The sequence below is a fragment of the Pusillimonas noertemannii genome, assembly GCF_003096595.1.
Lineage (GTDB): Bacteria > Pseudomonadota > Gammaproteobacteria > Burkholderiales > Burkholderiaceae_B > Pusillimonas > Pusillimonas noertemannii.
Map to the genome: position 1 here is coordinate 229,466 of NZ_QEKO01000003.1, position 25,016 is coordinate 254,481.

Below are 25,016 nucleotides of genomic sequence, written 5' to 3' on the forward strand. Positions count from 1 at the left end.
TTCTTCCGTATAATGTATGCATGCATATATAATTGGCGAGCCTTGTGCAAGCCCATATGCGACTGGAAGAGCATGCATCGCCATGCAGCCGGGGTTCGATGCCGCAGTGGTACACTGCGCTGAACCTGCGTCGAGCCTAATCGCCCATGACCACGCCCCCAGATAACCAGCACGACTTATCGCACCGCCCCGGGTTTTTGCTACGCAAAGCGCACCAGGTCGCCGTGGCAATCTTCAGCGACGAAATAGGGGGGCTTGCTCTTACGCCGCCGCAGCACAACGTTTTGTCCGCGCTTACGGCCAACCCCGGTAGTCATCAAACAGAGATCGGTCGAATTGTCGGATACGACCGAGCCACGGTCGGCGCAGTGCTTGGCGGGCTCGAGGCGCGCGGGCTGATCGAAAGGTCAGATTCAAAAACCGACCGCAGACTGAAAACGCTGACCATCACCCGCAAGGGCAAGGCTTTGCTGGACGCCTCGAATAAGGCCATGGGCGAGATCAACCAGCGCATTCTAGAGCCGCTGGCGCCCCATGAGCGACCGATGTTCCTGGCGTTGCTCGCCCGCGTGGCGTTTCCCCACAGCCAGGCCGTCAAGGCAGCAGACCACCCTGATCGTGCGTTCGAGCCCGATAGCGCCGCCATCCGCGTCAAAAAAGCAAAAAACAAGCGAATCTAGGGCGCGAAATCCGTTGGGAAGGCATGGCGCAATGCCGGCTTTTCGCCGGGTGTGGCTGGCTGTGGGAATGGCTTCGCGTTTACCCGCATTGACACTAATTCGCTCATTATTCCAGAATCATTTGTATGAACACATACAAACATCGTTTTTTTGAAGAGTAATTTGTCTTCGGCTACGTTGCCGGAATCCGCAGTCTCGAGCCCATCATGACGAGAGAGCCCACAGTGAATTTATCCACAGTCGATGCTTTTCTTTCTACAGAGGGCGTCTGTAAAACGTACGTCTCTCGCGGCCAAGAAACTAAGGCCATCGGCAACGTCTCTCTTGCTATAGAAAGGGGCTCTTTTGTCTCTATCGTCGGCCCGTCCGGATGCGGAAAGTCCACTTTGCTTCAGATCATGGCGGGCCTGATCGAACCGAGCTCCGGCAAGGCGTACATTGAGTCGCAAGAAGTTCACGCGCCTCCGCGGCAGGTGGTGTATGTGTTTCAGCAATACACGCGTTCTCTGTTTCCGTGGAAAACGGTCAGGGGCAACGTCGAGTACGGTTTGAAAAGCCGCGAGTCGATGACGGCCCAACAGATTGCATCACGTGCCAATGAATATATAGAGCTCGTAAAGCTCCAGGGTTTCGAGGACCACTATCCGTGGCAGCTTTCGGGCGGTATGCAGCAGCGTGTGGCCATTGCACGCGCCCTGGCCTGCAAGCCGAATGTTTTGCTTATGGACGAACCGTTCAGTGCAGTCGATGCGCTGACCCGGGTCGGACTGCAGGATCTGGTGCTTCGGCTATGGCGGGAACTGGGTCTGACGATCGTTCTCGTGACCCACGACGTCGAAGAGGCGGTGTACTTGTCCACCCGTGTCGTTGCGTTGACCAAGCCGCCTTCGACTGTCGGAATCGATCTTGAAATAACCTTGCCGCATCCCAGGCAACAGATCGCCACGAAAGAATTGCCTCAGTATTTGGAATATCGTCATCGCCTGCTTGCCCAATTGTTTGCGGACGAAGGGCTTGCCACCGTGGCCGAGGCGAATAAATGAACAACACCATCCGTCGGCTCGCTTATGGCCCCTGGCTTGGCCTCGGGCTCATTCTATTGATACTGCTGCTATGGGAAGTCTCCGCAACGCTTAAATGGATTTCGCCGCTGTCGCTACCCAAGGTCAGCGATGTCGCCATCACGCTCTTCGAACTGGTCAAGTCGGGCGAGCTGCCTCGAGAATTGGCGGCCAGCCTCTGGCGTATGTTTGTCGGCTATTTCATCGGCGTGCTTTTGGGTATAGCGGTCGGCTTGCTGATGGGCGCATTCCGGCCTGCTTACAAGCTGCTGGAACCCGTCACCGAAATTCTGCGGCCTATTCCAAGCCCTGCATATGTGCCGGTGGCTATCCTTTTTCTGGGGATCGACAACGAAATGAAGATCTTCATGGTGGCGTTTTCTGCCTTCTTTCCGGTATTGCTGAACACGTACAGCGGGGTAAGAGGTGTCGACCCGGTGCAGTTGCAGACTGCGGGCACATTCGGGGTAAAGGGCGTTCGACGCTTATGGGAAGTGGTTTTACCCGCCGCGGCTCCGTCGATCTTTACCGGCATGCGTATCAGCCTGGCGGTGGCCCTGATCGTAATGGTGATCAGCGAGATGGTGGCCGCATCCGACGGAATCGGCTATTTCATTCTGGCGGCTCAGCGCGGCTTCAAAGTGCAAGCTATGTTTGCCGGTATTGTGACGCTGGCCGTAGTGGGGTACGCCTTGAACCGTGTTTTTCTCATGATCGAGAACCGTGTGTTGGCCTGGCATCACGGCGCAATGCAGCAAAGCAAGAACTAAGCCTTCATCCACTCACCCCAAGAGGCAATGCCATGAAGATCCATAAAATCGTGTGTTCAGCCCTGATGGCCGCAGCCTGCTGCTTAGGCAATGCGGCATCGGCGCAGGACACTATCCGCTTGGGCATTCTGCCCTTTTCAGAGTCGCTGGGGGCTGTCATGGCCGATCGGCTCGGCTATTTCAAAGACGAGGGAATCAAAGTAGAGATGACCAAGTACAGCAGCGGAGCGCAGGGCGTTCCACTGCTGCACGCCGAACGCCTGGATATCATTTTTTCAAATACCATCGCAACGCTTCAAGCAATGGAGCAGGGCCTGGACGCCACCATAGTGGCGCCTGGCGCGATAGTCCGGTCTCAGGCGCCGGACACGACGGCCGCGCTCATGGCCCTGAAGGGCACCATAAAAACACCTAAAGACCTCGAAGGAAAGCGCATTGCCGTCAATGTGATCAACAGTTCGCTATGGATGTACATCATGGCCTACTTTGACAAGCACGGGGTGGATCGATCAAAGGTTCGATTCGTCGAAATACCGTTTTCCCAGATGGCCGATCCACTGCTCGCCAAGCAGGTGGACGCAGTCGCCGCCAGCGAACCTTTTGCATCGGTGCTGATCGATTCGGGCAAGGTCGACCTGATCGCCTATCCCTATGTCGAGGCGCAACCGGGCGGCGACATCACTCAGTACCTGGCCTTGACTGACTGGGTCAAGAAGAACCCCGAACTTGCACAACGCTTTGCCCGAGCCGTGGTCAAGGGATCCAGGTACGTGAACGATAGCGCGAACGAAGCGGCGGTGCGCGAGGCGAATGTAGAGTTCACCGGTTTGTCCCCGGCGCTGAAAGACCGCGTTCTCTTGCCGCTGATGGGAGACGCGGTCAATCAGGAGGCCATCGAGAAGACCCAGTCGCTGATGATGCAGTACGGGTTGATGAAAACGCCTGTCGATCTATCCGGCAAGGTTTTGCGGTCCCAATGACATAGCCTATTCAAGACTTCAAGCGCATGGGTTTCACCCATGCGCTTTCTACGGTTTCGCTTTGCTGTTATTAAATGATATTAATGTCCAAAAAATTAATAATAATAAGCATGGAAATACGAGAATTATCCATAAAAACCCTTATTTAACTAATAAAATTGAGACTGAAGTTCATAAAGCGAGCAAAATTCAAGGGTGAGAATTTATCGTTGCTCGGATTTATCAAAGTATCGGGCTTTGCCGGTAAACCGTTCAGCAAAGATAGCTGGCTTCTCTTTATTCCCCCAACCGAACGAGAAAAACTGTTATGAAGATCAGAAAAATGACAACTGCTCTTGCCGCGCTGTTTGCGGTCGGCACGGCACCGGTGCTGGCGCAGATAAAGGTCGGCGTGGTGACGTCGGCTACCGGCGCTACCGCGCTGGTAGGAATATCGCAGCGTAATACGGTCCCGCTTCTTCCTACCAAAGTGGGGGATCTCACCGTCGAGTACATCTCGCTGGATGACGCTAGCGACACCTCCAAGACGGTTACCAACTTCAAGAAGCTCATCACCGAAGATCGGGTAGACGCCTTGATTGGGCCATCCGGAACGCCCAATGCCATGAGCGTTATCCAATTCGCGGCGGATGCGGGTACGCCTATGTTGGCGCCTGTGGGCTCGGCTTCGGTCGTGCTGCCGATGTCACCTGAGAAAAAATGGGTGTTTAAGACGACTCAGAACACTGAACTTATCGCCAACGCGTTGTTCAAGCACATGGTCGAAGCTGGAGTCAGTACCTTGGGCTTTATTGGGCTCAGCGATGCGTATGGTGAAGACTGGCTCAATGTGGTGAGCCATCTCGCGGCTAAACATGGCATCAAAATCATAGCGACTGAGCGCTATCAAAGACCCGACAGTTCAGTTACCGGCCAGGCGCTCAAGATGCTTGCGGCCAATCCTGAAGCAGTGTTAGTGGCCGGTGTAGGCGGAAGCGCGGTTCTACCCCAAGTCTCGCTGCATAAAATGGGCTACAAGGGTACGTTTTATCAGACGCACGCAGCGGCCTTGCCGGCCTTCCTGACGTTGGGCGGCGAAGACGTGAACGGCACTATCCTTGCTGCCAGCCTGATGCTGGTTCTTCCTGAGATTGCTGATAGCAATCCGTCGAAGGCAGTTGCCGAGGACTATATCGCGCGCTACGAAAATATGTACGGCGAAAGACCCGCGACTTTTGGAGCGAACCTGTACGACGCGGGTCTACTGCTTGAAGAGGCTGTCCCCAAGGCCGCAAAGGTGGCCAAGCCGGGCACAAAAGAGTTTCGCAGCGCTTTGCGTGATGCGTTGGAACAGACAAAGGAACTGGTGGCAACGCAAGGTGTGTACAACATGACGCCCGAGGACCACAGCGGCTTCGACGAACGGGGAGCCCAGTTGATTACCGTCAAGGACGGTCAGTGGCGGTTGCTGCAATAAACGGCTGTTCCAGGTCCAGTGGAGGGTACTGGGCCTGATCAACTGCTATTGGCGCGCAGGCTGCTACACGCCATGCAAGCTGTTGCCTACAATCCACCTATGGCCAGATACTTGAGCTCCAGGTAGTCGTCCAGGCCGTGGCGCGAACCTTCGCGGCCCAGCCCCGAGTTCTTGATGCCCCCGAACGGGGCGACTTCGGTGGAGATCAGGCCGGTGTTGATGCCCACCATGCCGTATTCCAGCGCTTCCGACACCCGCCAGATGCGCGCCATGTCGTTGCTGTACATATAGGCGGCCAGGCCGAATTCGGTATCGTTGGCCATGTCTATGGCCTGCTGCTCATCCTGGAACTTGAAGACCGGCGCCACGGGGCCGAAGATCTCTTGCCGGGCCACGTCCATGTCGGGGGTGACGCCGGTGAGCACGGTGGGTTCGAACCATAAGCCGCCCAGCGCGTGGCGCTTGCCTCCGATGGCGATGCGCCCGCCTTTCTTCTGGACGTCGGCGATCAGCCGCTCTACTTTCTGTACAGCGGCTTCATTGATAAGGGGGCCTTGCACCACGCCATCTTCCATGCCGTCTCCCACTTGCATCAGGGCGACGGCCTGGGCCAGCTTCTCTACGAATTCATCATGGATGCCGGCCTGCACCAGGAACCGGTTGCTGCAGACGCAGGTTTGCCCGGTATTGCGGTACTTGGATGCGATGGCGCCTTTGACGGCCGCATCGACGTCGGCATCGTCGAATACGATGAAGGGCGCGTTGCCGCCCAGCTCGAGCGACAGCTTCTTGATGGTGGGCGCGCATTGGGCCATCAACAGCCGGCCCACTTCTGTAGAGCCTGTAAACGAAAGCTTTTGAACGACGGGGCTGGAAGTGAGTTCGCCGCCGATGGCGACCGGGTCGCCGGTCACGACGTTGAATACGCCTGCGGGGATGCCCGCCCGTTCGGCCAGCACGGCCAGGGCCAGGGCGGAAAGCGGCGTGAGTTCGGCCGGCTTGACCACGATGGTGCAGCCCGCCGCCAGCGCGGGGGCGGCCTTGCGGGTGATCATGGCCGAGGGAAAGTTCCAGGGCGTGATGGCGGCGCATACGCCCACCGGCTGCTTGATGGCCAGCAGTCGCCGGTCTTGAAAGGGCGAGGGAATGACATCGCCGTAGGCGCGTTTTCCTTCTTCGGCGAACCATTCGATGAATGAGGCTGCATAGGCGATTTCGCCTCGGGACTCGGCCAGGGGCTTTCCTTGCTCCAAGGTCATGAGGCGAGCGAGGTCTTCTTGGTGCTGCAGCAATAGCTGGAACCAGTTTTGCAGCAGACGTGACCGCTCGGCCGCTGTTTTGCGCTTCCAGGCGGGTAAGGCGTGTTCGGCCGCCCGAATGGCGCGCTGGGTTTCGGCGGCGCCCAGCAATGGAACCTGGGCGATGAGCTTGCCGGTGGCAGGGTTGTGTACGTCGAGCGAGGCGCTGCCGTCGGCGGCTATCCATTGCCCATCCACGTAGCAGTGCTGTCGCAGCAGGCCCGCATCGCTCAGTTCAAGAGGGTTGTGGCTCATGGCGTTAATATCCCGCTCCGACGTTGGCGTTGCCTGACTGGGGCTGGACGCTGTCGAGCAGCTTTATGGCTGCGCTGCGCAGCAAGCCTGTGTCGGCGCCCAGTGCGACGAAGTGGGCGCCGCTGGCCTGATACGAAGCAGCCAGGCTTGCATCGGCGCAAAACACGCCGGCGGCCTTGCCGTGGCTGGCAATGCGCGTCAGGGCGTCTTCGATGGCGGCCTTGACGTCGGGATGCGAAACCCGCCCCAGGTAGCCTAACGAGGCCGCCAGGTCCGAGGGGCCGATGAATACGGCGTCGACGCCTTCGACGGCAGCAATTTCATCCAGGTTCTCGAGCGCAGTGCGAGATTCGATCTGCACGATCAGGCAGAGTTCCTCGGCTCCTTTGGCGAAGTAATCGGAAATTGCGTTCCAACGGGCGCCTCGTTCGAGCCCCGTGCCCACGCCTCGTATGCCCTTCGGAGGGTAGTGCATGGAAGATACGATCGCCCGAGCGTGCTCGGCGGTGTCCACCATGGGCACGAGCAAGGTCTGGACACCTGTTCCCAGTATTTGCTTGATCAGCGCCGGGTCATGGCTGGCGGGCCGGACCAGGCACTGCACAGGATAAGGGGCCATGGCTTGCAACTGGGTCTGGACGCAGCGCGTGTCGTTCAGGCCATGTTCGGCGTCGATCAGAAGGAAGTCATAGCCGCAGGTGGCCAGGATCTCCGCGCTGATCGGGTTGGCCAGGCCCATGAAAAGGCCGAACTGGGGGCGGCGCTGCGCGAGCGCCTGCTTGAACTTATTGGTGGGCATCTGCATGGAAATTCTCGCGGGTGGTAGGGCTGGCTAGACGAAACGAAAGGAGATCTGGCCCAGCTTGCCGTAATCGGCCTGGAAGACGTCGCCTCGCGAAGCCTTGGTAGGGCGCGTAAAAGAGCCGCCCAGCACGACGTCGCCAGCATTGAGGCGTTCGCCGTAGGGGGAGATTTTGTTGGCCAGCCAGGCGCATCCATTGGCCGGATGATTAAGCACCCCCGCCGCCAGGCCGGTTTCTTCGATGACGCCATTGCGATAAAGCATGGCGCCTATCCATCGCAGATCGATGCTGTCAGGTTTGATGGGGCGGCCGCCCACGACAATGCCCGCATTGGCGGCGAAATCGGAAATGGTGTCGAACACCTTGCGCGGCGCCTGCGTGTCGCGGTCGAACTGCTCGATGCGGGCATCGATGATCTCGAGCGCCGGCGTAACATATTCGGTGGCAGACAGGACGTCAAAAATGGTGATGCCGGGACCTTCCAGGGGTTTTCCCAGGACAAAGGCCAGTTCGACCTCGACGCGCGGCGCAATAAAGCGGTCGAAGGGAATGTCGCCGCCCTGCTCGAAGAACATGTCATCCAGCAGCGGCGCATAGTCGGGTTCGTCTATTTGCGACGACTGTTGCATGGCGCGCGACGTAAGGCCTATTTTGCGTCCCTTTACGACCCGCCCTTCAGCCAGTTTGAGTTTGACCCATTCGCGCTGGATGGCATAGCCGTCTTCGACCGTCATTTCAGGGTGCGCCTGCGAGAAGTGGCGCAGCTGGACACGCTCTTTTTCGGCTCGATGAAGTTGGGCGGCGAGATTCTTGATGGTGCTTTCTGGCAGCATAGTTGTCGTCTGGACTGGTTAGTGGGAAGAGCCGCTCGCGGCGTCGTTTTGAGCGCGGAAGCGGGCATGTAGATTATTGTGTTTCCAGGTTCCGGTCTCGCTGAACTCGACGATTTCCAAAGAGAGGGCGAGGCCGGTCTGTTCGTAGATTTGGGCGAAGTGCTCTTTCATGACAGCGAAAAGCGCTTCGCCGGTCGAGGTCTTGGTTTGCTCGCTGCGGCCCGCCCCTATTTTCAGGGTGCCGTGTACAAAGGCCGCCTCAAGGCCGCCGTCGCCTACGCAGTAGTCATCGGCACGCAGGACCCGGACGCGAATGCCCCCGATGGGATAAACAGCTTTGCCGTCCGCCTTTTGTGCGAGCAGGCAACGCGCCAGCTTATCGCATAGAGGCTTGAGCTCGCCCTGCGGATGCAGGTTGGCGGAATACTCCAAAGTGAGATGGGGCATGGCGTGGCCTCAGGCAGGGGTTTTCAGAGGGGTAACGGGGAAAATGGCATTGATCTGGCCTGTGCCCGAACTGCCGAAGTAAGGGGTAATAATCTCGACCCCTTTGTCGTAGTCGCGGCCGCCCAGCAGCCCCAGCAGCATGGCCGTGTCGTGCATGCCGCCTTCACCCCAGCATTTTTCGTTGTACATGGGCAGCATGTCCAGAAACGTGTTCCAGTCGCCTTGCTTCCACATGTCGACCACGCTATGGTCGACCGCTTCGAGAAAGGGGTCGAAGACTTTGTGCATGTATTCGGGCGCCGTACCGTTGTTGGCAAAGTGGTGTGACAGCGAACCGCTGGCAAATACGGCCACGGTGCCCTGGTAGCGCTCTTCGATGGCCTTGCGCACAGCCAGACCAAACCTCGCGCTTTCTTGAAGGTCGTGCCAGGCGCACCAACCCGACACGCCGATGACCTTGAAATGCTGGTCGCTGTTCATGTAGCGCATAGGCACCAGGGTCCCGTACTCCAGGCCCAGAGTGGTTTCACTGTGGGCTCGCGACGCGACGCCCATTTTGTTGGCGACGTCGGCAATAAGGTGCCCGAGCTCGGGGTTGCCGGGGTACTCGTAAGGCATGTTCTTGATGAAGTGCGGCAACTCGTTGCTGGTATAGACGCCCTTGAACGAGGGAGCACAGTTGATGTGGTATTCGGAATTGACGAGCCAGTGCACGTCGAAGACCACGATGGTGTCCACGCCCAGCTCGCGGCAGCGACGGCCAATTTCGTGATGGCCGTCGATGGCGGCTTGGCGGCAACCCTTGTGGGGGCCGTCCAGTTCCGACAGGTAGAGCGACGGGACGTGGGTGATTTTTGCTGCCAAAGCTAGTTTGCCCATGACGTGGGTGCCTCCGTTCTGAACTATGAGTTGTGACCCGCTTATACGCCCCAGCGCGGAATGGGGTGGCTGCCGTAGGAAACGCAGACGTTCTTGGCTTCGGCGAACACTTCAAAGCTGTAGTGGTTGCCCTCGCGCCCGGTGCCCGAAGCCTTTACCCCGCCGAAAGGCTGGCGCAGGTCGCGTACGTTCTGGCTGTTGATGAAGACCATGCCGGCTTCCACGCCCTTACCCATGCGCAGCGCGCGCCCCGTGCTTTCGGTCCATACATAGGAAGACAAGCCATATTGCGTGTCGTTGGCAATGCGCAGCGCATCTTCTTCGGTGGCAAAGGGTATAAGGCAGGGAACCGGCCCGAAGATTTCGTCCTGGGCGATCTTCATGCGGTTGTCCACGTCGGCGAACACCGTGGGCTGGACCCAGTTGCCGTTTTTGAGATGCGCGGGAAGGTCGGGCGTGCCGCCGCCAAAAGTGATGCGTGCGCCTTCTTTCCGGCCCAGTTCTATGTAGTGCATGACCTTCTTCTGGTGGTCGCGGCTGATCATGGGGCCGACGATGGTGTTCGGGTCGAGCGGGTCGCCCACGGACAGGCGCGAGGCGCGCGCGGTGAAGTCGGCGACGAACTTGTCGTAGATGCCTCGTTGAACCAGAATGCGCGAGCCGGCCGTGCAGCGCTCGCCGTTGTTCGAAAAAATCATGAACACGGCGGCGTCGAGCGCGCGTTCGTAGTCGGCGTCGTCAAAGACGATGAAAGGCGATTTTCCGCCCAGTTCCATCGAGAACTTCTTCAGGCCGGCCTGCTGCACGATGCGGTTGCCGGTTACGGTGCTGCCTGTGAAAGAAATAGAGCGCACGTCGGGGTGGCGCACCAGGGGCTCGCCGGTCTCGGCCCCATAGCCGTGAACAATATTGAAGACACCGGCCGGAATGCCGGCTTCGAGCGCCAGTTCGCCCAGGCGATCGGCCGTCATGGGAGACAGTTCCGACATCTTCAATACCGCGGTGTTGCCCAGCGCAAGGCAAGGCGCTGTTTTCCAGGTGGCGGTCATGAAGGGCACGTTCCAGGGGGAAATCAGTGCGCATACGCCCACGGGGTTCCACATGGTGTAGTTCAGGTGCCCGGTATCCGACTGATAGCTTTCGCCGTCCATGTGCTTTGCAAGTTCGGCGAAGAAATGAAAGTTGTCGGCGGCACGGGGAACCAGCGCCTTCTTGGTTTGCCCGATCACTTGACCGGTGTCGCGGGTTTCCATTTCGGCCAGTTCGGGTACGTTCTGCGTTATCAGCTCGCCCAGACGGTGCATGAGCTTTGCCCGCTCGGCGGCGGGTTTGCCGGCCCAGCCTGGAAAAGCCTCTTTGGCGGCCTGGACCGCCGCATTGATTTCAGCCTCGCCGCCGCGGGCGACTTCGGCCACGGTTTCGTTGTTGGCCGGGTTGAGGCTTTCGAAGGTCTCGCGGCTCTCGACCTTTTTTCCGTTGATGAGGTGTTTGATCATGATGGGCCTGCTGTTCAGACTGAAGAAAGTGAGGGACTGCGGTCGTCGGCCAGGAAATTGACCAGGCGGCCGACGCCTTCGATTTCGGTAACCACTTCGTCGCCGGCCACGACATTGGCCAGGCCTTCGGGCGTGCCGGTAAGAATGATGTCGCCGGGCGAGAGCGTCATGATGGCGGACAGATATTCAATTAGCCAGGGAATGCTGAAGACCATGTCCCGGGTTGTTCCGCGTTGGGTTTCCTTGCCGTTGACCGATGTGCTAAGGACTAGATCCATCGGGTCGGGGACGTCTGCCGCATCGACCAGCCATGGGCCGATGGGCGTGCAGCCGTCACGGTTCTTTACGCGCAGGTTGGGGCGGTAGTAGTTCTCGAGGTAGTCGCGGATGGCGTAGTCGTTGGCCACCGTATAGCCGGCGATGTAGTCGTAGGCGTCTTGTTGCGACACGTTGCGGGCTTGCTTACCGATGACCACGGCCAGTTCGCACTCGTAATGCATGTATTCGGCGTCATGGGGGCGCGCGGTGTGAGCCCGGTGGCCGATCAGCGCGTTGGGGCCTTTCAGAAAGACCAGGGGCTGTTCTGGGGCCTTGAAGGCGAGCTCGCGGGCATGGTCCGCGTAGTTCAGGCCCAGCGCGAAAATCGTGCCTGCCTGGACGGGAGGCAGCCAGTGCGCCTGCTCTTCGGCCAGCGCGGTGCCGTCGGGCAGTCGCACGCTTCCGTCTTGGGCAAGCGTGACCTGATGGATGGCTCCGTTGAAATAAACGCGGCCCTTTTTCATGCGGCCTCCTGGTGGCGCGTTTGATCGATGGAAAATTGAATCGTGCCAAGTACGTCGCTGATCACGGAAACATGATCGCCGGGCGCTGCCGTGGGGGCCTGCCATTTCACGCCCACAAGCAAGATGTCGCCGGCGGACAAGGTCATGAACTCGCTGACGTCGCGCAAGAGTTCGGGCACGCCGCGCACCAGGCTGGCCAAGTCGAATTGGTCAGCATCTATGCCGTTTATCGTCGTGCGGATGCTCAGGCCTGCGGGGTCGGAAACGCGACTGGCGGCTACGGGGGCGCCCAGGATGCAAGAACCGTCGAAGCATTTTTCGCGTATGGCGGGGCGATAGTAGCTGGTGTGGGGCAGGCTGAGGTCGGCCGCCACGATATAGCCCGCGATGAAGGCGGATGCGTCTTTGGAAGCGACGCGGGAGGCAGGCCTGCCCATGACCACGCCCACGGTGGCGCCGATTTCCACTTTTTCCGCGCCGCCTGGAAGAATTACCTGCGCTCCATCGGTGGCGAACGTGTTGGCGGGCTTGATGTACAGAATGGGCGCCTTGGGCTGGGCCTTGTAGGGCGCTTCAAGCAGCGCTGCACCCATGCGCTCGACCGAGCCGCGGTCGTTCAATACGACGCCGTAGACGGTTCCCGCTTGGGGCGCCGGGTTTGTGGGGGCATGCATGGGGCTTGTCTTCCTCGCAGTTGCTGTGTTAATTAACTAATATGTTCCCTAATTTAATTGCTAATATATTAGATTGTCAATGGTGCAGGTCACACTACGCATGAATACTCCTGAACTCAACCCCGCCTTGAAGCACCGCAACCTGGCCTTGCTGCTGCTTCAGGCGCGCGAGCGTTTAATGGGAAATTTCCGCCGCATCTTGAACCACCATGGTTTGACCGAGCAGCAATGGCGGGTGATCCGGGCTATCTACGACAACGGGGCGCCCATGGAGCAGTGGCAAATCTGCGCCACCTGCCACATCTTGAGTCCAAGCCTGGCGGGCGTGCTGGCGCGCATGGAAGCCATGCAACTGGTCGACCGCAATCGGGTCGATACCGATCAGCGGCGCATCCTGGTTGCGCTGACCGACAGCAGCCAGGCACTGATCGCCGCGATTGCCCCCTTGGTCGAGCAGCAGTACGCCAATCTCGAGAAGAGCGTGGGCGCCGATACCGTTCGCAATCTGTACGAAGCGCTGGACCTTTTTCTTGCCCATGACAATGGCCAGGTGGCGCAGATAGATCTGCCGGAATCCGCCGTGCGTCCGCCCGCCAAGGCGGCCGCCAAGCGTGGCGCCGCCGGCGCTCGCCGCGGCAAGAGCAGGGCCAGCCCGATGTCGTGATGGCCAACTCCATTCCCAATATCGATTTCGGCCGCGTCTTCGACCTTCGCGATGAAGACGCCGACGTGCATTGTGAGGGTCTGGGCCGGCTGGCCGACTTCTTCGGCCACAATATGGCGGCGCATCGGCATGCCGGGGTCTTCCAGGTTCATCTGATGCTCAGGGGCGAGGTGCGCTTGCGCCTGGACGATCTGCACTACCACGCCCGCGCGCCCGCGTTCTTCCATACCCCGCCCGCAATGACGCATGCCTTTGTGCTTAGCGACGATGCCGAGGGGCACGTGCTTTCGGTGCGGCAGCACGTGCTGCAATCCCTTTTCAGCGAAGACCCGGGCGGCATGGTCGAGCGGCGCCTGAACCAGGCGTTCTGCATGGAACTCGATGAATCCGATCCCCAGGTGCATCGACTGTTCGGCTACTTCGAGTTGGTCCGTGCCGAGTTCTCGGGGGCCGAGGCCGTGCGCGAACTGAATCTGCTGGCCCTGGCGCGGCTGGCCTTCGTGACCATGGCGCGCCTGTCGTGCGCGGCGGTACAGGCCATGCCCAGCCGCGACTTGCGGCAGGTGGACGTGCGGATCTTTCGCGAGTTCAATCAGCTGATCGAAGAAAGCTACCGGGAGCACTGGCAACTAAGCCGCTATGCCCAAGCATTGAGCGTGACGGAAACCCGCCTGAACGACATATGCCGACGGGTGGGCGACCTGCCCTCAAAACGCTTTGTCCATGATCGCCTGATGCAGGAGGCGAAGCGCCTGCTGCTGTTTTCCTCGGCCCCGGTGACCCAGATCGCCTACGACCTGGGCTTCAGGGATGTGTCCTATTTCAGCCGCTTCTTTCGCCAGCATGCACAACTGCCGCCGGGAAGCTGGCGCGCCCGCATGCGAGGCCGAAACCCATGAAAAGTACCAAAGGTTCCGGCTTGCGTGCATTGGGCCTGGGTCCGTTCGATAGCATCATGTAGCCATATTCCATTCATAAAAACAGGAGACATGCATGAAACCAGCCGATTTTCCCAAGGCGCTGCCCGAGGACGTCCGGGCCGACAAGACGCGCCCGTTCACGGGCGCTGAATACCTTCAATCATTGCGCGATGGCCGCGAAATATACATTTATGGGGATCGCGTAGACGACGTCACGACGCATCCCGCCTTCCGAAATTCGGCGGCCTCGATGGCGCGCATCTATGACGCCTTGCACGACCCCGCGCACAAAGACGCTTTATGCTGCCCGACCGATACCGGCAACAACGGCTACACCCACAAATTCTTCCGCTTTGCACGCTCGGTGCAAGAGCTGCGCGAGCAGCGCGACGCCATTGCCGACTGGTCGCGCTTGAGCTACGGCTGGATGGGGCGCACGCCCGACTACAAGGCGGCCTTTGGCATTGCCTTGGGCATCGTGCCCGAATACTACGGGCCCTTCGAGCAGAACGCCCGCACCTGGTACAAGCGCATACAAGAGTCATGCCTGTTCCTGAACCATGCCATCGTGAATCCCCCCATCGACCGGGACAAGCCGGTTGAAGAAGTCAAGGACGTCTTCGTCTCCGTCGACCGTGAAACCGATGCCGGCATCTACGTAAGCGGGGCCAAGGTGGTGGCCACCGGGTCGGCCCTGACACACTACAACTTCATCGGCCAGGGCTCGGCCGGCCTGCTGGGCGACAACACCGACATGGCCTTGATGTTCATCGCCGGCATGGACGTGCCGGGCGTGAAGCTTATTTGCCGGCCTTCGTACGAACTGGCGGCCGGCGCCATGGGCTCGCCCTTCGACTATCCGCTTTCAAGCCGTTTCGACGAGAACGACGCCATTCTTGTCTTCGACAATGCTTTCATCCCTTGGGAAAACGTGCTCATCTACCGCGACCTGGAGCGCTGCCGCAGCTGGTTTCCGCAAGGAGGGTTCGGCCGATTGTTTCCCATGCAGGCGTGCACCCGGTTCGCCGTCAAGCTCGATTTCATCTGCGGCTTGCTGGTGAAGGCGCTCAAGTGCACGGGCACGCTGGAATTCCGAGGAGTGCAGACTTCGGTGGGCGAGATCTTCGCCTGGCGTAATATGTTCTGGTCGCTGACCGAGGCCATGGTGGGCAATGCCGACTCGTGGCACAACGGCAGCTGGACGCCTTGCCAGGCCGCGCAGCACAGCTACCGCGTGTTGTCGTCGCAGGCTTATCCCGCCATCAAGAAAAGCATCGAAGAAATCGTGGCCAGCGGCCTGATCTACCTGCCTTCGGGGTCGCGCGACATTCGGAACCCAACCATCGATGCTTATTTGGCGAAGTATGTGCGCGGGTCCGGCGGCATAGACCACGTCGAGCGGATCAAGATCCTCAAGTTGTTGTGGGACGCCATCGGCAGCGAGTTTGGCGGGCGCCATGAGCTTTACGAGATCAATTACGCGGGCAGCCATGACGAGGTTCGCATGCAGTGCCTGAGGCACGCCCAGGGTTCGGGAACCCTGGGAAAAATGACCGAACTCGTGGACCAGTGTTTGTCCGATTACGATCAGGACGGCTGGTGCGTGCCGCACCTGCACAACAATGACGACCTGAACGTGCTGGACCGTTTGCGCGACCAATACGCAAGCGGCCAATCGCGGAGCGGCTGATGGACGCCCCCGACACACGGCCCGCGTTGTTTCGCAACGCCATGGCCCGCATGGGCGCCGCCGTCTCGGTGGTAAGCAGCGATGGCGTGGGCGGGCGTTGCGGCGTTACCGCAACGGCGGTGTGCTCGGTCACCGACGCGCCGCCCACGCTGCTGGTGTGCCTGAACCGGTCCAGCGCCATGAACGCCGTTTTCAAGGCCAACGGCCGCCTGTGCGTCAATGTGCTAAGCGCCGATCACGAGGGGCTTGCGCGCGATTTCGCGGGCCAGACAGGCGTACCCATGGACGATCGTTTCGTGTCCGAAGACTGGGTCAGCTCTCCCTTGGGACTGCCCATGCTGCAAAGCGCACTGGCTACTTTCCAAGGTGACATCGTGCGCGCCGACGAAGTGGGCAGCCACACCGTCATGCTGGTCGAGGCCCTGGATATCGGCGTGCATCCTGGCGGCAGGGATGGGCTGGTGTATTTCGACCGGCTTTTCCATCGAGTTTCTTCGGTATAGCCGCGAAGGAAGATGGCGCTGCGGGTGCAGCGTGGGTTCTCGTTCAAAAGCGGGACACCCGCAGGCTTGTCTTCGGCGGGTCGATGCTTGATCAGCCCTGCACGTAAATTTCATTCATGTGCTGCCCGCTGTAGTGGGCGATGTCGCCGGTGCGAACGGCGTCAGCCAGTTCTTGCTTGACCTGTTCCCGGCTCTTCGAGGCCACATTCTGCTCGGAGGAATAGGCGGCCGAGTAGACCTCGTTCATGCGTTGACCGCTGTGGTGCAGGATGTTGCCCGTGCGTACGGCTTCGGCCAGTTCAGCCTTGACCTGGGCGCGGGTTGTGGGGCCATTGTCGGCGGCCATAGCCTGGCCGGCAAGCAAAGTACCGAGAGCGATAGCAATGGCGGAGACTTGAGTGCGTGTCATGGTGTATTTCCTTTAAAATCGTTGATTATCAAAACAGTTAGGGGTGTGTTCCAGTGGCTTTCGGCGAGATTGCTGTCTGCCTGGTCCATGTGGGAAACTTTAACTGTTTCAAATAAAGGAATAAAAATACACCAAACTGGCATTTACTATTCCATTTTTATTATTAATTATGTCGAGACGCGGCTCCCCGACCTGCGTTCGCGATAGATCAGGTCCACGATTTCTCCGCTGGCCTGGTACCCGTCCACCAACTGGTAGAACAGCTCGCGCGAGCGCGGATAGTCATCATTGCGAATGGCGCCGTCCAGCTCTGCCAGGGCGGCCTTCAGCGCTTCCCAAGGCATGTCTTTTTCGTTGGCGCGCATGATCATGGGATGGTCGGTAGGCGACACATTGTCGCCGATCAACAGTTCTTCATAGAGCTTCTCGCCGGGGCGCAGGCCGGTGTAGCGGATCTCGATGTCGCCGTCCGCATTGCCGGGGTGGCGCACGCTCAGGCCAGAAAGCTGGATCATCTTTTCGGCCAGCTTGGCGATCTTCACCGGCTCGCCCATGTCCAGTACGAAGACGTCGCCGCCCTGGCCCATGGAGCCAGCCTGGATCACCAGCTGGGCGGCCTCGGGTATGGTCATGAAGTAGCGCGTGATCTCGGGGTCGGTAACGGTTACGGGGCCTCCCTGGCGGATCTGCTGCTTGAACAGGGGAATGACCGAACCCGACGAGCCCAGCACATTGCCGAAGCGCACCATGGTGAAGCGGGTGCGGTTGTCGATGGCGTCGTCGCGCTTGCCGTATGGAACGGGCCGCTCTTCCTTTGCAAGGGCCTGCAGCACAAGTTCTGCCATGCGTTTGGTGCCGCCCATGACATTGGTGGGGCGCACGGCCTTGTCGGTGGAGACCAGCACGAAGTTGCTTACGCCCGCGCGCAGGGCGGCCTGCGCGGCATAAAGGGTGCCGAAGGTGTTGTTGACGATGCCTTCGGCGATGTTGTTCTCGACCATGGGCACGTGCTTGTAGGCGGCGGCATGGTAAATGGTGTCGACTTGCCAGGCCTCCATGGCGTCGAGCAGACGGGTCGGGTTGCGTACCGAGCCCAGCACCGGAACGATGCGTATGGCCAGGTCGGCATGCCGCAGGTGTTCTTCGAGCTCGCGCTGAATGGCGTACAGGCCGAACTCGGAGTGCTCGAACAGGATCAGGGCGCGAGGCGAGCGCCGCACGATCTGCCGGCATAGCTCCGAGCCTATGGAGCCTCCCGCTCCTGTCACCATGACCACCTGCTGGTCGATGCAGCGCGCGAAGAGGGCCTGGTCGGGCGCGACGGGTTCGCGGCCCAGCAGGTCGTCGATCTGCACTTCGCGCAGCGTCTCGACCCGGACCCTCCCCGAGGCCAGGTCCATCAGCCCGGGCAGGGTGCGCACGGGTACGGAATGCTTCGCCAGCACGTCGACGATTTCGTTACGGCGCGCACGCGAGGCCGAGGGAATGGCCAGCAGGATTTCCTGTGCGTCGGTGTCGCGCAGCATGAAGTCCAGGTCATCGGGCGAATACACCTGCAGGCCGGCCATAAGGCGTCCGGCCAGCTCTTTGTTGTCATCCAGGAAGCCCACGGCCAGCAGTTCGCCGCCAAGGCGCAAGGCCTGCAGTAGCTGGTTGCCCGCGGCTCCGGCCCCGTAGATCACCACCCTGGGGCGTTCTTCCCTGCGCCGGCCGCCATTGGGTATGAGGGGCAGGGTATGTTCGCCGAACTGCACGTCGTTGAAGTAGTGGCGCACCAGCACGCGCAGTCCGCCGATGAAGAGCAGGCTCAGCAGCCAGTAGATGACGATGGTGGATCGCGGTACGACGGCGGGCGAGTCGCCATACAGGTATACGACGGCGGCAAGCAGGGCCGCAGCCGCGGTCACGACCCGGCCTATGGCGACCAGGGCCTGGGGGCCGAGATAGCGCATGACGGTGCGGTACAGGCCGCAGCGCAGGAAGAGGGGTATGGCCGTGAGCGGGGCGGCGGTGAACAGCCATGCATGAACGCCGAGGGGCTGCACGATGCTGGCGTCGCCCAGCCGTATGACAAACGCCAGCCACAGCGCCAGCCAGATGAGCAGCACGTCCACGGCGATCTGCAGCATGCGCTTGCTGCGCGGCGAAAGCCTCAGCAGCCGTTCCCTCAGCGCATGGCTATGGACGTGCAGGATTCGTTCACTGTCCATGATGGATTTCCGTACTTGTTGCCTGGCGCATGACTTCGGCCAGCGCCATGCAGGTTTGCGTTATTTCGTGTTCGTCCAGGGTGGGATGAACCAGGAACATCAGGGCGGTTTCGCCCAGTTCGCGGCTTACCGGCAGGGGCCGGGCGGGGCGCCAGCCCGTGCCGTCGAAGGCTTTCTCCAGGTAGACCTCGGAGCACGACCCCTGGTAGCAGGGCACGCCGCGCGCATTGATTTCCTGGATGATGCGGTCGCGGCTCCAGCCTTCGTCCAGGCGTTCTGGCTCGACGAAGACATAGCATTTGTAGGCGGCGTGCTGGCAATAGCCGGGCACCCTGGGTGCGCGCAGGCCGGGAATGCGGCGCGCCGCATTCCATATGCGGCGCGCATTGGTCAGCCTGCGTTCATGCCACTCGGGCATGCGCTGAAGCTGGATGCGGCCGATGGCGGCCTGGGTTTCCTGCATGCGCCAGTTGGTGCCGAAGCTTTCGTGCAGCCAGCGAAAGCCGGGCGGATGCTTGCGCTCGTGCACCGCCTCCCAGCTTTTGCCATGGTCCTTGTAGGCCCAGATCTTGCGCCACAGACCCTGGTCGTTGGTGGTGACCATGCCGCCTTCGCCGCCCGTGGTCATGATCTTGTCCTGGCAGAATGACCATGCGCCTATGTGGCCGATGGAGCCGACGGGCCGGTTCTTGTAGCGGGCGCCATGGGCCTGGGCGCAGTCTTCGATGACGGCCAGGTCATGCTGGCGGGCCAGCTCCATGATGGGATCCATGTCGCAGGGCCAGCCTGCCAGATGAACGCATATCACGGCTCGGGTGCGCGGCGTAAGCACGGCGGAAATGGTTTGCGCCGTGAGGTTCTGCGAGTCGCAGTCGACGTCGGCGAACACGGGTGTGGCGCCCGCCCGCACGACGCACGATGCCGAGGCCAGGAAGGTGCGCGGCGTGACGATGACTTCGTCGCCCGGCCCCACGTCCAGAGCCATCAGTGCAGCTTCGAGCGCCTGAGTACCGTTGCCCAGCGCCACGGCGTGGGCGCAGCCGGCCCAGCCGGCAAATTCCGTTTCGAACAAGCGGCCTTCCTGACCGGTCCAATAATTGACCTTGTTGGAACGCAGTACGTTGCCGACGGCCTGGATTTCCTCGTCGGTATAGCTGGGCCAGGGCGAAAAAGAAGTATTGAGCATGGTCTGTACGCTTGTGTTCAAGGGTGTCGGGAAGGATGTGCAGAGGCGGGGTCGAGCTCGCCGGCGGCGGGAGGGCAATGGCGCGGGCGGGAGCGCGCCGGGGTGCCGACTGCGACCATGGCGTCCGCCACGTCTCGTACGACGGTGGCGCCGCTGCCTATGGTGCTGTCGCTGCCTATGTGGATCAGGTGGTTGACGTTGGCGCCCAGGCCTATCCAGCTGAGCCGGCCGACATGCACGCCGCCGCCCAGGCCGGCGTTGGGGCCGACGTGGACGAAGTCCTCCAGCACGCAGTCGTGCTCCACCGTGCATCCGGAGTTCAGTATTACGCCCGCCCCTATCTGCGCGCCCGCATTGACGATGGCTCGTGCGAAGACGGCGCATCCCGCGCCCAGGTCGGCATAGCGGCTGACGACGGCGGTGGGATGCACGACGCAGGCCAGGGGGGCGCCGGCTTCGAGCAGGCGTCGCTGCAGGCGGGCGCGAACATGGTTGTCGCCGATGCCGATGATGACGCCGTCGTATTCGTCCAGTCGTTCCAGTAAAAGCGCCATGTCGCCGCGTATCGCCCAGGCTCCGTTGTGCGCGCCCGAAGCGGGCCATGCCTCGTCGTAGAACTCCACGCTCGACCAGCAGCCGCTTTGCGCGGCGTCTGCGATCACGCGGCCGTGGCCGCCCGCGCCTACGATGGCCAGGCTGTTCATCGCTTGTCTCCCATGAACTTGCGCATCGTTGCCTCGCCCTGGGCGCTGACCCCCCGGCGGCTGAAGACGAGGCCTATGGTCATGGCCAGTATCTTCATGTCGAGCCGGAAGCTGCGGTGGTCCACATACCACACGTCCAGCTCGAACCGTTCGCTCCAGTCCACCGCATTGCGGCCGTGTATCTGGGCCCAGCCGGTCAGGCCGGGCCGCACTTCATGCCGTCGGCGCTGGGTGGAGTTGTAGCGGGGCAGGTACTCCATCAGCAGCGGCCGCGGGCCGACCAGGCTGAGGTCGCCTTTCAGCACGTTCCAGAGTTCGGGCAGCTCGTCCAGGCTGGTGCTGCGCAGCCACTGGCCGAAGGGCGTCAGGCGCTGGGCGTCGGAAAGCGGCTGGCCTTTGGCGTCGTGTGCATCCAGCATGGTGCGGAACTTGAGCATGGTGAAGGGCTTTTCATCCAGGCCCGGGCGCTGCTGCCGAAAAAAGATCGGCCGCCCCATCTTCAGTGCCACCAGTAGTGCGACGCAGGCCAGGACCGGCGACAGCAGCAACAGGGCCAGGGCCGAGGCAACGATGTCGAACGCTCTTTTCATCGTGCCTGCTCCGTGTCGATGCCCATTCCGCGAAGCATGGCCTGATTGATCTTGTGCACGTCGTATTTCTCTTGTGCGATGGCGCGTGAACGCGCACCCATGGCCGCGACCCGCTCAGGCGCCTGCAGCAGGCTCTTCATCGCTTCCGCCAGGGCATCGGCCGAGCGCGGCGGCACCAGGCGGCCGTTGCCGCCCTCTTCGACAGTCTGCCGGCAGCCCGGTGCGTCGGTGGTGACGATCGCGCGCCCCATGGCCATGGCCTCGAGCACCGTGCGGGGCGTGCCCTCGCGATAAGAGGGCAGCACATAGATGCTGCACGCCGCGATGGCGGGCCGCACGTCCTGCAGCCGGCCCAGGAAGTGAATGTCGCCGGAAGCGATCCATTCATCGAGTTCCGCCTGGGCGATGGCGTCGGGGCTCTCGTCTATCCAGCCCGCCAGGCCGAATGTGCAGCCGGGATGCGACTTGCGCAGGCTTGCGGCGGCGGCCGCATATTCGCGCACGCCCTTGTCGCCCAGAAGCCGGGCGATCAGCAGGAAGCGGGGCTCCGGCGGCAAGGGAGTTGTCCGGTATCTGTCCAGGTCCACGCCCGAGCCGTTCACCACATGCGAAACCTGGGCGCCTGAAAGAATGTTCAGGGTCCGGAACAGGGCCTCGTCGTCGGGGTTCTGGAAGAAGGTCGCATGGACCTTGCCGAGGCCCGCCCGGTACAGGCCCTGGGCAATCGAGCGCAGGAAGTTGCGGCCGGAGCCTTCGCTGCCCTGGAATGCGTAGCCCAGGCCGGTGATGAGCGCGTAGCGTCGCGGCACGCCCGCCAGCCAGGCGGCCAGGCTGCCGTAGATGACGGGCTTGATGGTGTAGGCCAGGGTGTAGTCGGGGCGTATCCGGCGCATCAGGCGCCAGAGGCTGGCCATGCTGCGCAGGTCGGCCAGCGGGTTCATGCCGGTGCGCCGCAGCGGTATGTCGTGCGCCCTCATGCCGCGTTGGTCCAGCGCCTGCCGCATGGGCGAACCGGGCGCCAGGCCGGGGGCGGCCACGTGCACTTCCAGGCCGCTGGCCTGGAGGGCTTCGAGCAGGGCTCCCCTGAACTGCAGGATGGAATCGGGAAAGCCGGCGACCAGCAGGAACTTCATGGCTCGATCACTCCGGAGTAGGGTTGCGTGGCCGCCAGCGCGTTGCGGGATTGCATCTTCATGCGTGTCGAGGGCTGGCGAGCGCGTGAGCGGCCCATCAGCGAGATGAACAGGTAGATCAGTATTGGCGCGAACATCCATTTCTGGCGCACGGCAATGCCCAGGTTGGCGGTGGTAATGGCCAGGATCAGCCAGGTCAGCAAGCAGTAGAACCACATGAAGGCGCGATTGCCCGCAAGCTTGCGCCGCCTGAACATCTGGCCGCAGGCGGCGATGGCCAGGAAGATCAGCACGACGTTGTCCATCGAGGCCGCCAGGGCGAAGATGCTGCCCGCCTCGAAGGGCAGGGGCCGGAACAGGTAGCTGAACAGCTGCAGGGGGAGGCTCATCGAGGCGATGTCGACGCTGCTGCCGCCCTCGGTGTTGAGGGACTGCCTGTGCTCGACGTAATTCATGATGTCGTCGGCCCCGCTTGCGTCGCCCAGGCCCGCATAGGTCAAGGCGAAGGGAACCATGGCGGCGGTGGCCGCCAGCGCCGCCGTGCCCAGGAAGAGCCTCTGTCCCAGCGGCAGGCGGCGTTGCAGCACCAGGGAGCCGGCCAGGGCGATCACCATGATGCCGGCGATATGCGGCCTGACGAGCGCCATGACGAAGATCGCCAATGCCAGCAGCACCACGCGCCGCCCCATGTCCAGGGAGGCGAAAAGCGCCAGGGCGGCCGCCATGAAGGCCAGCGAGTCCTTGCCTAGCGCCGAGGACCAGAAGCTGATGGACGGAAGCAGCACGATGAGGGTGGCGAACCTGCGCAGCATCCTGGATTTGTCCGCCGTGGCGGCCTGCAGGCTGGCGTCGAAGGCGACCAGGCCGATGGCGCCGAATATATTGAACAGCAGGCATGCACCCAGGAAGGACAGGTTCAGGCCGGTGACGAACAGGGTGGCGATATTGACCACCGCGCCCGTGCCGAAAGGCGCCATGAATTCGCCCTGCTGCGCCTTCATGTAGTACACCAGCGCATCGGCGCCATTTTCCGTTGCGTAGATCGCGTAGGCCAGGCAGAACAGGGAATGCCAGGCATACAGCATCATGGCGCGGGCTGGCCGCACGGCCAGCATCCGGCCTGCCCGGAGAGTCAGCAGCAGGCCGATCAGGTTGACCAGGACGGCGCTGGCAAGCTGCAGGGGGGATCCGATCAGCTCCATGCCGTCAGCCTTCCTGCGGGAGCGGGCGCATCGCGTCCTGCGCGAGCCGGTTCTTGACGATGCGGAATTTTCCGCTGGGCTCGCGCGGAATCGATTCGACCTGGTCGAGCCGGATGCGCACTCCCTGGCCAAGCCGCTGTGTCATGGCGTGCAGGAAGCGTCCGCGCTGTTCAGGCGTGAAGCGTTCATTGGCGACAACGGATACATCCACCGCGTCGGGCTCCTCCTGCACGATCTGGAAGCAGATGATGCCCTCGGCGTCCTTGGTGCAGTTGCTGATGTTGCCCAGGTTGACCTTGCCGTTCTCGGGCGACCACACGAAGTCGGCGCTGCGTCCGTCTATGTGCCGCACCACGGGAAAGCACGAGCCGCAAGGGCAGCGGTAGTCGTCGGGCGCCAGGCTGATGCGGTCGCCGATGCGGTAGCGGATCAGCGGCGTGCCGCGCGTGGTGAAGGGGGTGACCAGAATCTCTCCCTCGCGGGCGGGGCGCATGTTCTCGTCGACGACTTCAAAGATGCCTGTCAGGGGATGAATGTGCAGCGAGCCTTCGGGGCATTGCAATATGAAGGGGGCGCCTTCCGAGGCCGCGTATTGGTCGACCACCCGGCAGCCCAGCATCGCGGGTATCTGCTCCCGATGCATGGGCAGCACCGTCTCGGCGGTGGGAAAGAAGGTATCCACCCGGCCCTGGTAGTTCAGTCCGCGCTCCTGCGCCAGTGCGCACAGGTCCAGCACGCTGGAGGGAAAGCCCACGATGTAGTCCGGCTGGAAGTCCTGCAGCGCCCGCCAGTAGGCGTCGAAATGCCGGGGGCCGATATGGAAGGTGGAGAAGAAGCGGATCTTGTTGATGTGGTCGTCGCGCCAGACGCGTCCCGACTCCAGGTCGGCCGGCCGCACCAGGCTCTTGCCGCTGAACCAGGCCACCTTGCGCCCCAGCCGGTATCCATAGCGTGCGCGGAAGTGATCCTTGAGGGCGAATCGCTCCTGCATGTCCTCCGGATGGTAGATGACCTTCATCGAGGCGCCCGTGGTGCCTCCGGTCAGGCTGACGATGCCCTGGCTTTCGTCCAGCGTGCGTATGCGGTCCATATTGGCCAGCAGCTGCTCTTTCTCCAGAATGGGAAACTCGTGCAGCGCCTTGTTGCGATGGGCCGCGTACCACGGCGATTTCTCCGTCGCCCAGCGCAGGAACAGCGCCTGCCGCCGCGCGGCCTCGCGCGAGATCTCTTCGGCGTCCGCCTGTTCGAACTTCTGGTAATAGCGTTGCCAGGCCTTGTATTGGCCTCGATGGCGTTGCCGGTAGAGATGGGTGTTGTACAGGCTGATGCCGGCATCCTGCACGGCAACCGGCGCGTATTTCAGTATCAGTTCTTTCAATGCCATCGTTCAC

Annotated in this window: 25 protein-coding genes; 9 read left to right on the forward strand and 16 right to left on the reverse strand. The window is 61.4% G+C overall.

Features of this window, described 5'->3' with window-relative positions:
* Positions 1 to 146: 146 nt before the first annotated feature.
* The 5 genes from C7440_RS12185 to C7440_RS12205 all read left to right on the forward strand — a co-directional run bounded on the left by C7440_RS12185 (position 147) and on the right by C7440_RS12205 (position 4,947).
* Positions 147 to 680: a MarR family winged helix-turn-helix transcriptional regulator gene (locus tag C7440_RS12185; RefSeq protein WP_116518732.1), complete on the forward strand. Its 534-nt coding sequence runs from the start codon at positions 147 to 149 to the stop codon at positions 678 to 680.
* A 206-nt stretch (positions 681 to 886) separates the two neighbouring features.
* Positions 887 to 1,723 carry an ABC transporter ATP-binding protein gene (locus C7440_RS12190; RefSeq protein ID WP_116518733.1) on the forward strand — a complete coding sequence of 279 codons (837 nt, stop codon included), beginning with the start codon at positions 887 to 889 and terminating at the stop codon, positions 1,721 to 1,723.
* Positions 1,720 to 2,511, forward strand: coding sequence for an ABC transporter permease (locus tag C7440_RS12195; protein ID WP_116518734.1), 792 nt, complete (start codon positions 1,720 to 1,722; stop codon positions 2,509 to 2,511). The genes C7440_RS12190 and C7440_RS12195 overlap by 4 nt, the downstream gene beginning before the upstream one ends.
* A gap of 32 nt (positions 2,512 to 2,543) precedes the next feature.
* On the forward strand, positions 2,544 to 3,491 hold the full coding sequence (locus tag C7440_RS12200) for an ABC transporter substrate-binding protein (protein ID WP_116518735.1): 948 nt from the start codon (positions 2,544 to 2,546) through the stop codon (positions 3,489 to 3,491).
* A 307-nt stretch (positions 3,492 to 3,798) separates the two neighbouring features.
* Positions 3,799 to 4,947 (forward strand): ABC transporter substrate-binding protein, encoded by a 1,149-nt coding sequence (locus C7440_RS12205; protein WP_116518736.1) that lies wholly within the window; start codon positions 3,799 to 3,801, stop codon positions 4,945 to 4,947.
* Positions 4,948 to 5,033: 86 nt separating this feature from the next.
* Here C7440_RS12205 and C7440_RS12210 read toward each other — a convergent pair whose 3' ends face one another.
* The 8 genes from C7440_RS12210 to C7440_RS12245 are packed head-to-tail and all read right to left on the reverse strand — an operon-like array spanning position 5,034 to position 12,414.
* Entirely contained in the window at positions 5,034 to 6,500 is a 1,467-nt protein-coding gene (locus C7440_RS12210; RefSeq protein WP_116518737.1) for an NAD-dependent succinate-semialdehyde dehydrogenase, read from the reverse strand.
* A 4-nt stretch (positions 6,501 to 6,504) separates the two neighbouring features.
* A complete protein-coding gene (locus tag C7440_RS12215) occupies positions 6,505 to 7,305 on the reverse strand; it encodes an HpcH/HpaI aldolase family protein (RefSeq protein WP_116518738.1) in 801 nt (266 codons plus the stop codon).
* 27 nt (positions 7,306 to 7,332) lie between these two features.
* Entirely contained in the window at positions 7,333 to 8,136 is an 804-nt protein-coding gene (gene hpaH, locus C7440_RS12220; protein WP_116518739.1) for a 2-oxo-hept-4-ene-1,7-dioate hydratase, read from the reverse strand.
* A gap of 18 nt (positions 8,137 to 8,154) precedes the next feature.
* Complete coding sequence (locus C7440_RS12225; protein WP_116518740.1) at positions 8,155 to 8,583, reverse strand: 5-carboxymethyl-2-hydroxymuconate Delta-isomerase; 429 nt, start codon at positions 8,581 to 8,583, stop codon at positions 8,155 to 8,157.
* Positions 8,584 to 8,592: 9 nt separating this feature from the next.
* The gene (gene hpaD, locus C7440_RS12230) at positions 8,593 to 9,462 is read right to left on the reverse strand and encodes a 3,4-dihydroxyphenylacetate 2,3-dioxygenase (protein WP_116518741.1); all 870 of its coding nucleotides are present in this window, start codon (positions 9,460 to 9,462) and stop codon (positions 8,593 to 8,595) included.
* Positions 9,463 to 9,503: 41 nt separating this feature from the next.
* Positions 9,504 to 10,961, reverse strand: coding sequence for a 5-carboxymethyl-2-hydroxymuconate semialdehyde dehydrogenase (gene hpaE, locus C7440_RS12235; RefSeq protein ID WP_116518742.1), 1,458 nt, complete (start codon positions 10,959 to 10,961; stop codon positions 9,504 to 9,506).
* A gap of 11 nt (positions 10,962 to 10,972) precedes the next feature.
* Complete coding sequence (locus C7440_RS12240; RefSeq protein WP_116518743.1) at positions 10,973 to 11,740, reverse strand: fumarylacetoacetate hydrolase family protein; 768 nt, start codon at positions 11,738 to 11,740, stop codon at positions 10,973 to 10,975.
* Positions 11,737 to 12,414, reverse strand: a complete 678-nt coding sequence (locus C7440_RS12245; RefSeq protein WP_116518744.1) for a fumarylacetoacetate hydrolase family protein — start codon at positions 12,412 to 12,414, stop codon at positions 11,737 to 11,739. The genes C7440_RS12240 and C7440_RS12245 overlap by 4 nt, the downstream gene beginning before the upstream one ends.
* A gap of 100 nt (positions 12,415 to 12,514) precedes the next feature.
* On the opposite strand from C7440_RS12245, the gene hpaR reads away from it, so the two are divergent.
* The 4 genes from hpaR to C7440_RS12265 all read left to right on the forward strand — a co-directional run bounded on the left by hpaR (position 12,515) and on the right by C7440_RS12265 (position 16,191).
* The gene (gene hpaR, locus C7440_RS12250; RefSeq protein WP_165832575.1) at positions 12,515 to 13,078 is read left to right on the forward strand and encodes a homoprotocatechuate degradation operon regulator HpaR; all 564 of its coding nucleotides are present in this window, start codon (positions 12,515 to 12,517) and stop codon (positions 13,076 to 13,078) included.
* Positions 13,078 to 13,977 carry a 4-hydroxyphenylacetate catabolism regulatory protein HpaA gene (hpaA, locus tag C7440_RS12255; protein WP_116518746.1) on the forward strand — a complete coding sequence of 300 codons (900 nt, stop codon included), beginning with the start codon at positions 13,078 to 13,080 and terminating at the stop codon, positions 13,975 to 13,977. Before hpaR ends, hpaA begins: the two co-directional genes overlap by 1 nt.
* 94 nt (positions 13,978 to 14,071) lie before the next feature.
* Positions 14,072 to 15,688 (forward strand): 4-hydroxyphenylacetate 3-monooxygenase, oxygenase component, encoded by a 1,617-nt coding sequence (hpaB, locus tag C7440_RS12260; protein ID WP_116518747.1) that lies wholly within the window; start codon positions 14,072 to 14,074, stop codon positions 15,686 to 15,688.
* Positions 15,688 to 16,191, forward strand: coding sequence for a flavin reductase (locus C7440_RS12265; RefSeq protein WP_116518748.1), 504 nt, complete (start codon positions 15,688 to 15,690; stop codon positions 16,189 to 16,191). The genes hpaB and C7440_RS12265 overlap by 1 nt, the downstream gene beginning before the upstream one ends.
* Positions 16,192 to 16,282: 91 nt before the next feature.
* On the opposite strand, the gene C7440_RS12270 is transcribed toward C7440_RS12265, so the two are convergent.
* From C7440_RS12270 to C7440_RS12305, 8 genes are all read right to left on the reverse strand, one after another.
* Positions 16,283 to 16,600, reverse strand: a complete 318-nt coding sequence (locus tag C7440_RS12270; protein ID WP_116518749.1) for a DUF4148 domain-containing protein — start codon at positions 16,598 to 16,600, stop codon at positions 16,283 to 16,285.
* A gap of 167 nt (positions 16,601 to 16,767) precedes the next feature.
* Positions 16,768 to 18,810 (reverse strand): polysaccharide biosynthesis protein, encoded by a 2,043-nt coding sequence (locus C7440_RS12275; RefSeq protein WP_116518750.1) that lies wholly within the window; start codon positions 18,808 to 18,810, stop codon positions 16,768 to 16,770.
* On the reverse strand, positions 18,800 to 19,996 hold the full coding sequence (locus tag C7440_RS12280; RefSeq protein WP_116518751.1) for a DegT/DnrJ/EryC1/StrS family aminotransferase: 1,197 nt from the start codon (positions 19,994 to 19,996) through the stop codon (positions 18,800 to 18,802). The genes C7440_RS12275 and C7440_RS12280 overlap by 11 nt, the downstream gene beginning before the upstream one ends.
* A gap of 17 nt (positions 19,997 to 20,013) precedes the next feature.
* Positions 20,014 to 20,700 (reverse strand): acetyltransferase, encoded by a 687-nt coding sequence (locus C7440_RS12285; RefSeq protein ID WP_116518752.1) that lies wholly within the window; start codon positions 20,698 to 20,700, stop codon positions 20,014 to 20,016.
* Positions 20,697 to 21,290 (reverse strand): sugar transferase, encoded by a 594-nt coding sequence (locus tag C7440_RS12290; protein ID WP_116518753.1) that lies wholly within the window; start codon positions 21,288 to 21,290, stop codon positions 20,697 to 20,699. Before C7440_RS12290 ends, C7440_RS12285 begins: the two co-directional genes overlap by 4 nt.
* Entirely contained in the window at positions 21,287 to 22,423 is a 1,137-nt protein-coding gene (locus C7440_RS12295) for a glycosyltransferase family 4 protein (RefSeq protein WP_116518754.1), read from the reverse strand. The genes C7440_RS12290 and C7440_RS12295 overlap by 4 nt, the downstream gene beginning before the upstream one ends.
* A complete protein-coding gene (locus tag C7440_RS12300; RefSeq protein ID WP_180064390.1) occupies positions 22,420 to 23,625 on the reverse strand; it encodes a hypothetical protein in 1,206 nt (401 codons plus the stop codon). Before C7440_RS12300 ends, C7440_RS12295 begins: the two co-directional genes overlap by 4 nt.
* 4 nt (positions 23,626 to 23,629) lie before the next feature.
* On the reverse strand, positions 23,630 to 25,009 hold the full coding sequence (locus C7440_RS12305) for a phenylacetate--CoA ligase family protein (protein ID WP_116518755.1): 1,380 nt from the start codon (positions 25,007 to 25,009) through the stop codon (positions 23,630 to 23,632).
* Between the last annotated feature and the right edge of the window lie 7 nt (positions 25,010 to 25,016).

Coding starts and splice junctions, on each gene's coding strand:
- C7440_RS12185 (WP_116518732.1), top strand. CDS start 147: ATGACCACGCCCCCAGATAACCAGCACGACTTATCGCACCGCCCCGGG.
- C7440_RS12190 (WP_116518733.1), top strand. CDS start 887: ATGACGAGAGAGCCCACAGTGAATTTATCCACAGTCGATGCTTTTCTT.
- C7440_RS12195 (WP_116518734.1), top strand. CDS start 1,720: ATGAACAACACCATCCGTCGGCTCGCTTATGGCCCCTGGCTTGGCCTC.
- C7440_RS12200 (WP_116518735.1), top strand. CDS start 2,544: ATGAAGATCCATAAAATCGTGTGTTCAGCCCTGATGGCCGCAGCCTGC.
- C7440_RS12205 (WP_116518736.1), top strand. CDS start 3,799: ATGAAGATCAGAAAAATGACAACTGCTCTTGCCGCGCTGTTTGCGGTC.
- C7440_RS12210 (WP_116518737.1), bottom strand. CDS start 6,500: ATGAGCCACAACCCTCTTGAACTGAGCGATGCGGGCCTGCTGCGACAG.
- C7440_RS12215 (WP_116518738.1), bottom strand. CDS start 7,305: ATGCAGATGCCCACCAATAAGTTCAAGCAGGCGCTCGCGCAGCGCCGC.
- hpaH (WP_116518739.1), bottom strand. CDS start 8,136: ATGCTGCCAGAAAGCACCATCAAGAATCTCGCCGCCCAACTTCATCGA.
- C7440_RS12225 (WP_116518740.1), bottom strand. CDS start 8,583: ATGCCCCATCTCACTTTGGAGTATTCCGCCAACCTGCATCCGCAGGGC.
- hpaD (WP_116518741.1), bottom strand. CDS start 9,462: ATGGGCAAACTAGCTTTGGCAGCAAAAATCACCCACGTCCCGTCGCTC.
- C7440_RS12240 (WP_116518743.1), bottom strand. CDS start 11,740: ATGAAAAAGGGCCGCGTTTATTTCAACGGAGCCATCCATCAGGTCACG.
- C7440_RS12245 (WP_116518744.1), bottom strand. CDS start 12,414: ATGCATGCCCCCACAAACCCGGCGCCCCAAGCGGGAACCGTCTACGGC.
- hpaR (WP_165832575.1), top strand. CDS start 12,515: ATGAATACTCCTGAACTCAACCCCGCCTTGAAGCACCGCAACCTGGCC.
- hpaA (WP_116518746.1), top strand. CDS start 13,078: ATGGCCAACTCCATTCCCAATATCGATTTCGGCCGCGTCTTCGACCTT.
- hpaB (WP_116518747.1), top strand. CDS start 14,072: ATGAAACCAGCCGATTTTCCCAAGGCGCTGCCCGAGGACGTCCGGGCC.
- C7440_RS12265 (WP_116518748.1), top strand. CDS start 15,688: ATGGACGCCCCCGACACACGGCCCGCGTTGTTTCGCAACGCCATGGCC.
- C7440_RS12270 (WP_116518749.1), bottom strand. CDS start 16,600: ATGACACGCACTCAAGTCTCCGCCATTGCTATCGCTCTCGGTACTTTG.
- C7440_RS12275 (WP_116518750.1), bottom strand. CDS start 18,810: ATGGACAGTGAACGAATCCTGCACGTCCATAGCCATGCGCTGAGGGAA.
- C7440_RS12280 (WP_116518751.1), bottom strand. CDS start 19,996: ATGCTCAATACTTCTTTTTCGCCCTGGCCCAGCTATACCGACGAGGAA.
- C7440_RS12285 (WP_116518752.1), bottom strand. CDS start 20,700: ATGAACAGCCTGGCCATCGTAGGCGCGGGCGGCCACGGCCGCGTGATC.
- C7440_RS12290 (WP_116518753.1), bottom strand. CDS start 21,290: ATGAAAAGAGCGTTCGACATCGTTGCCTCGGCCCTGGCCCTGTTGCTG.
- C7440_RS12295 (WP_116518754.1), bottom strand. CDS start 22,423: ATGAAGTTCCTGCTGGTCGCCGGCTTTCCCGATTCCATCCTGCAGTTC.
- C7440_RS12300 (WP_180064390.1), bottom strand. CDS start 23,625: ATGGAGCTGATCGGATCCCCCCTGCAGCTTGCCAGCGCCGTCCTGGTC.
- C7440_RS12305 (WP_116518755.1), bottom strand. CDS start 25,009: ATGGCATTGAAAGAACTGATACTGAAATACGCGCCGGTTGCCGTGCAG.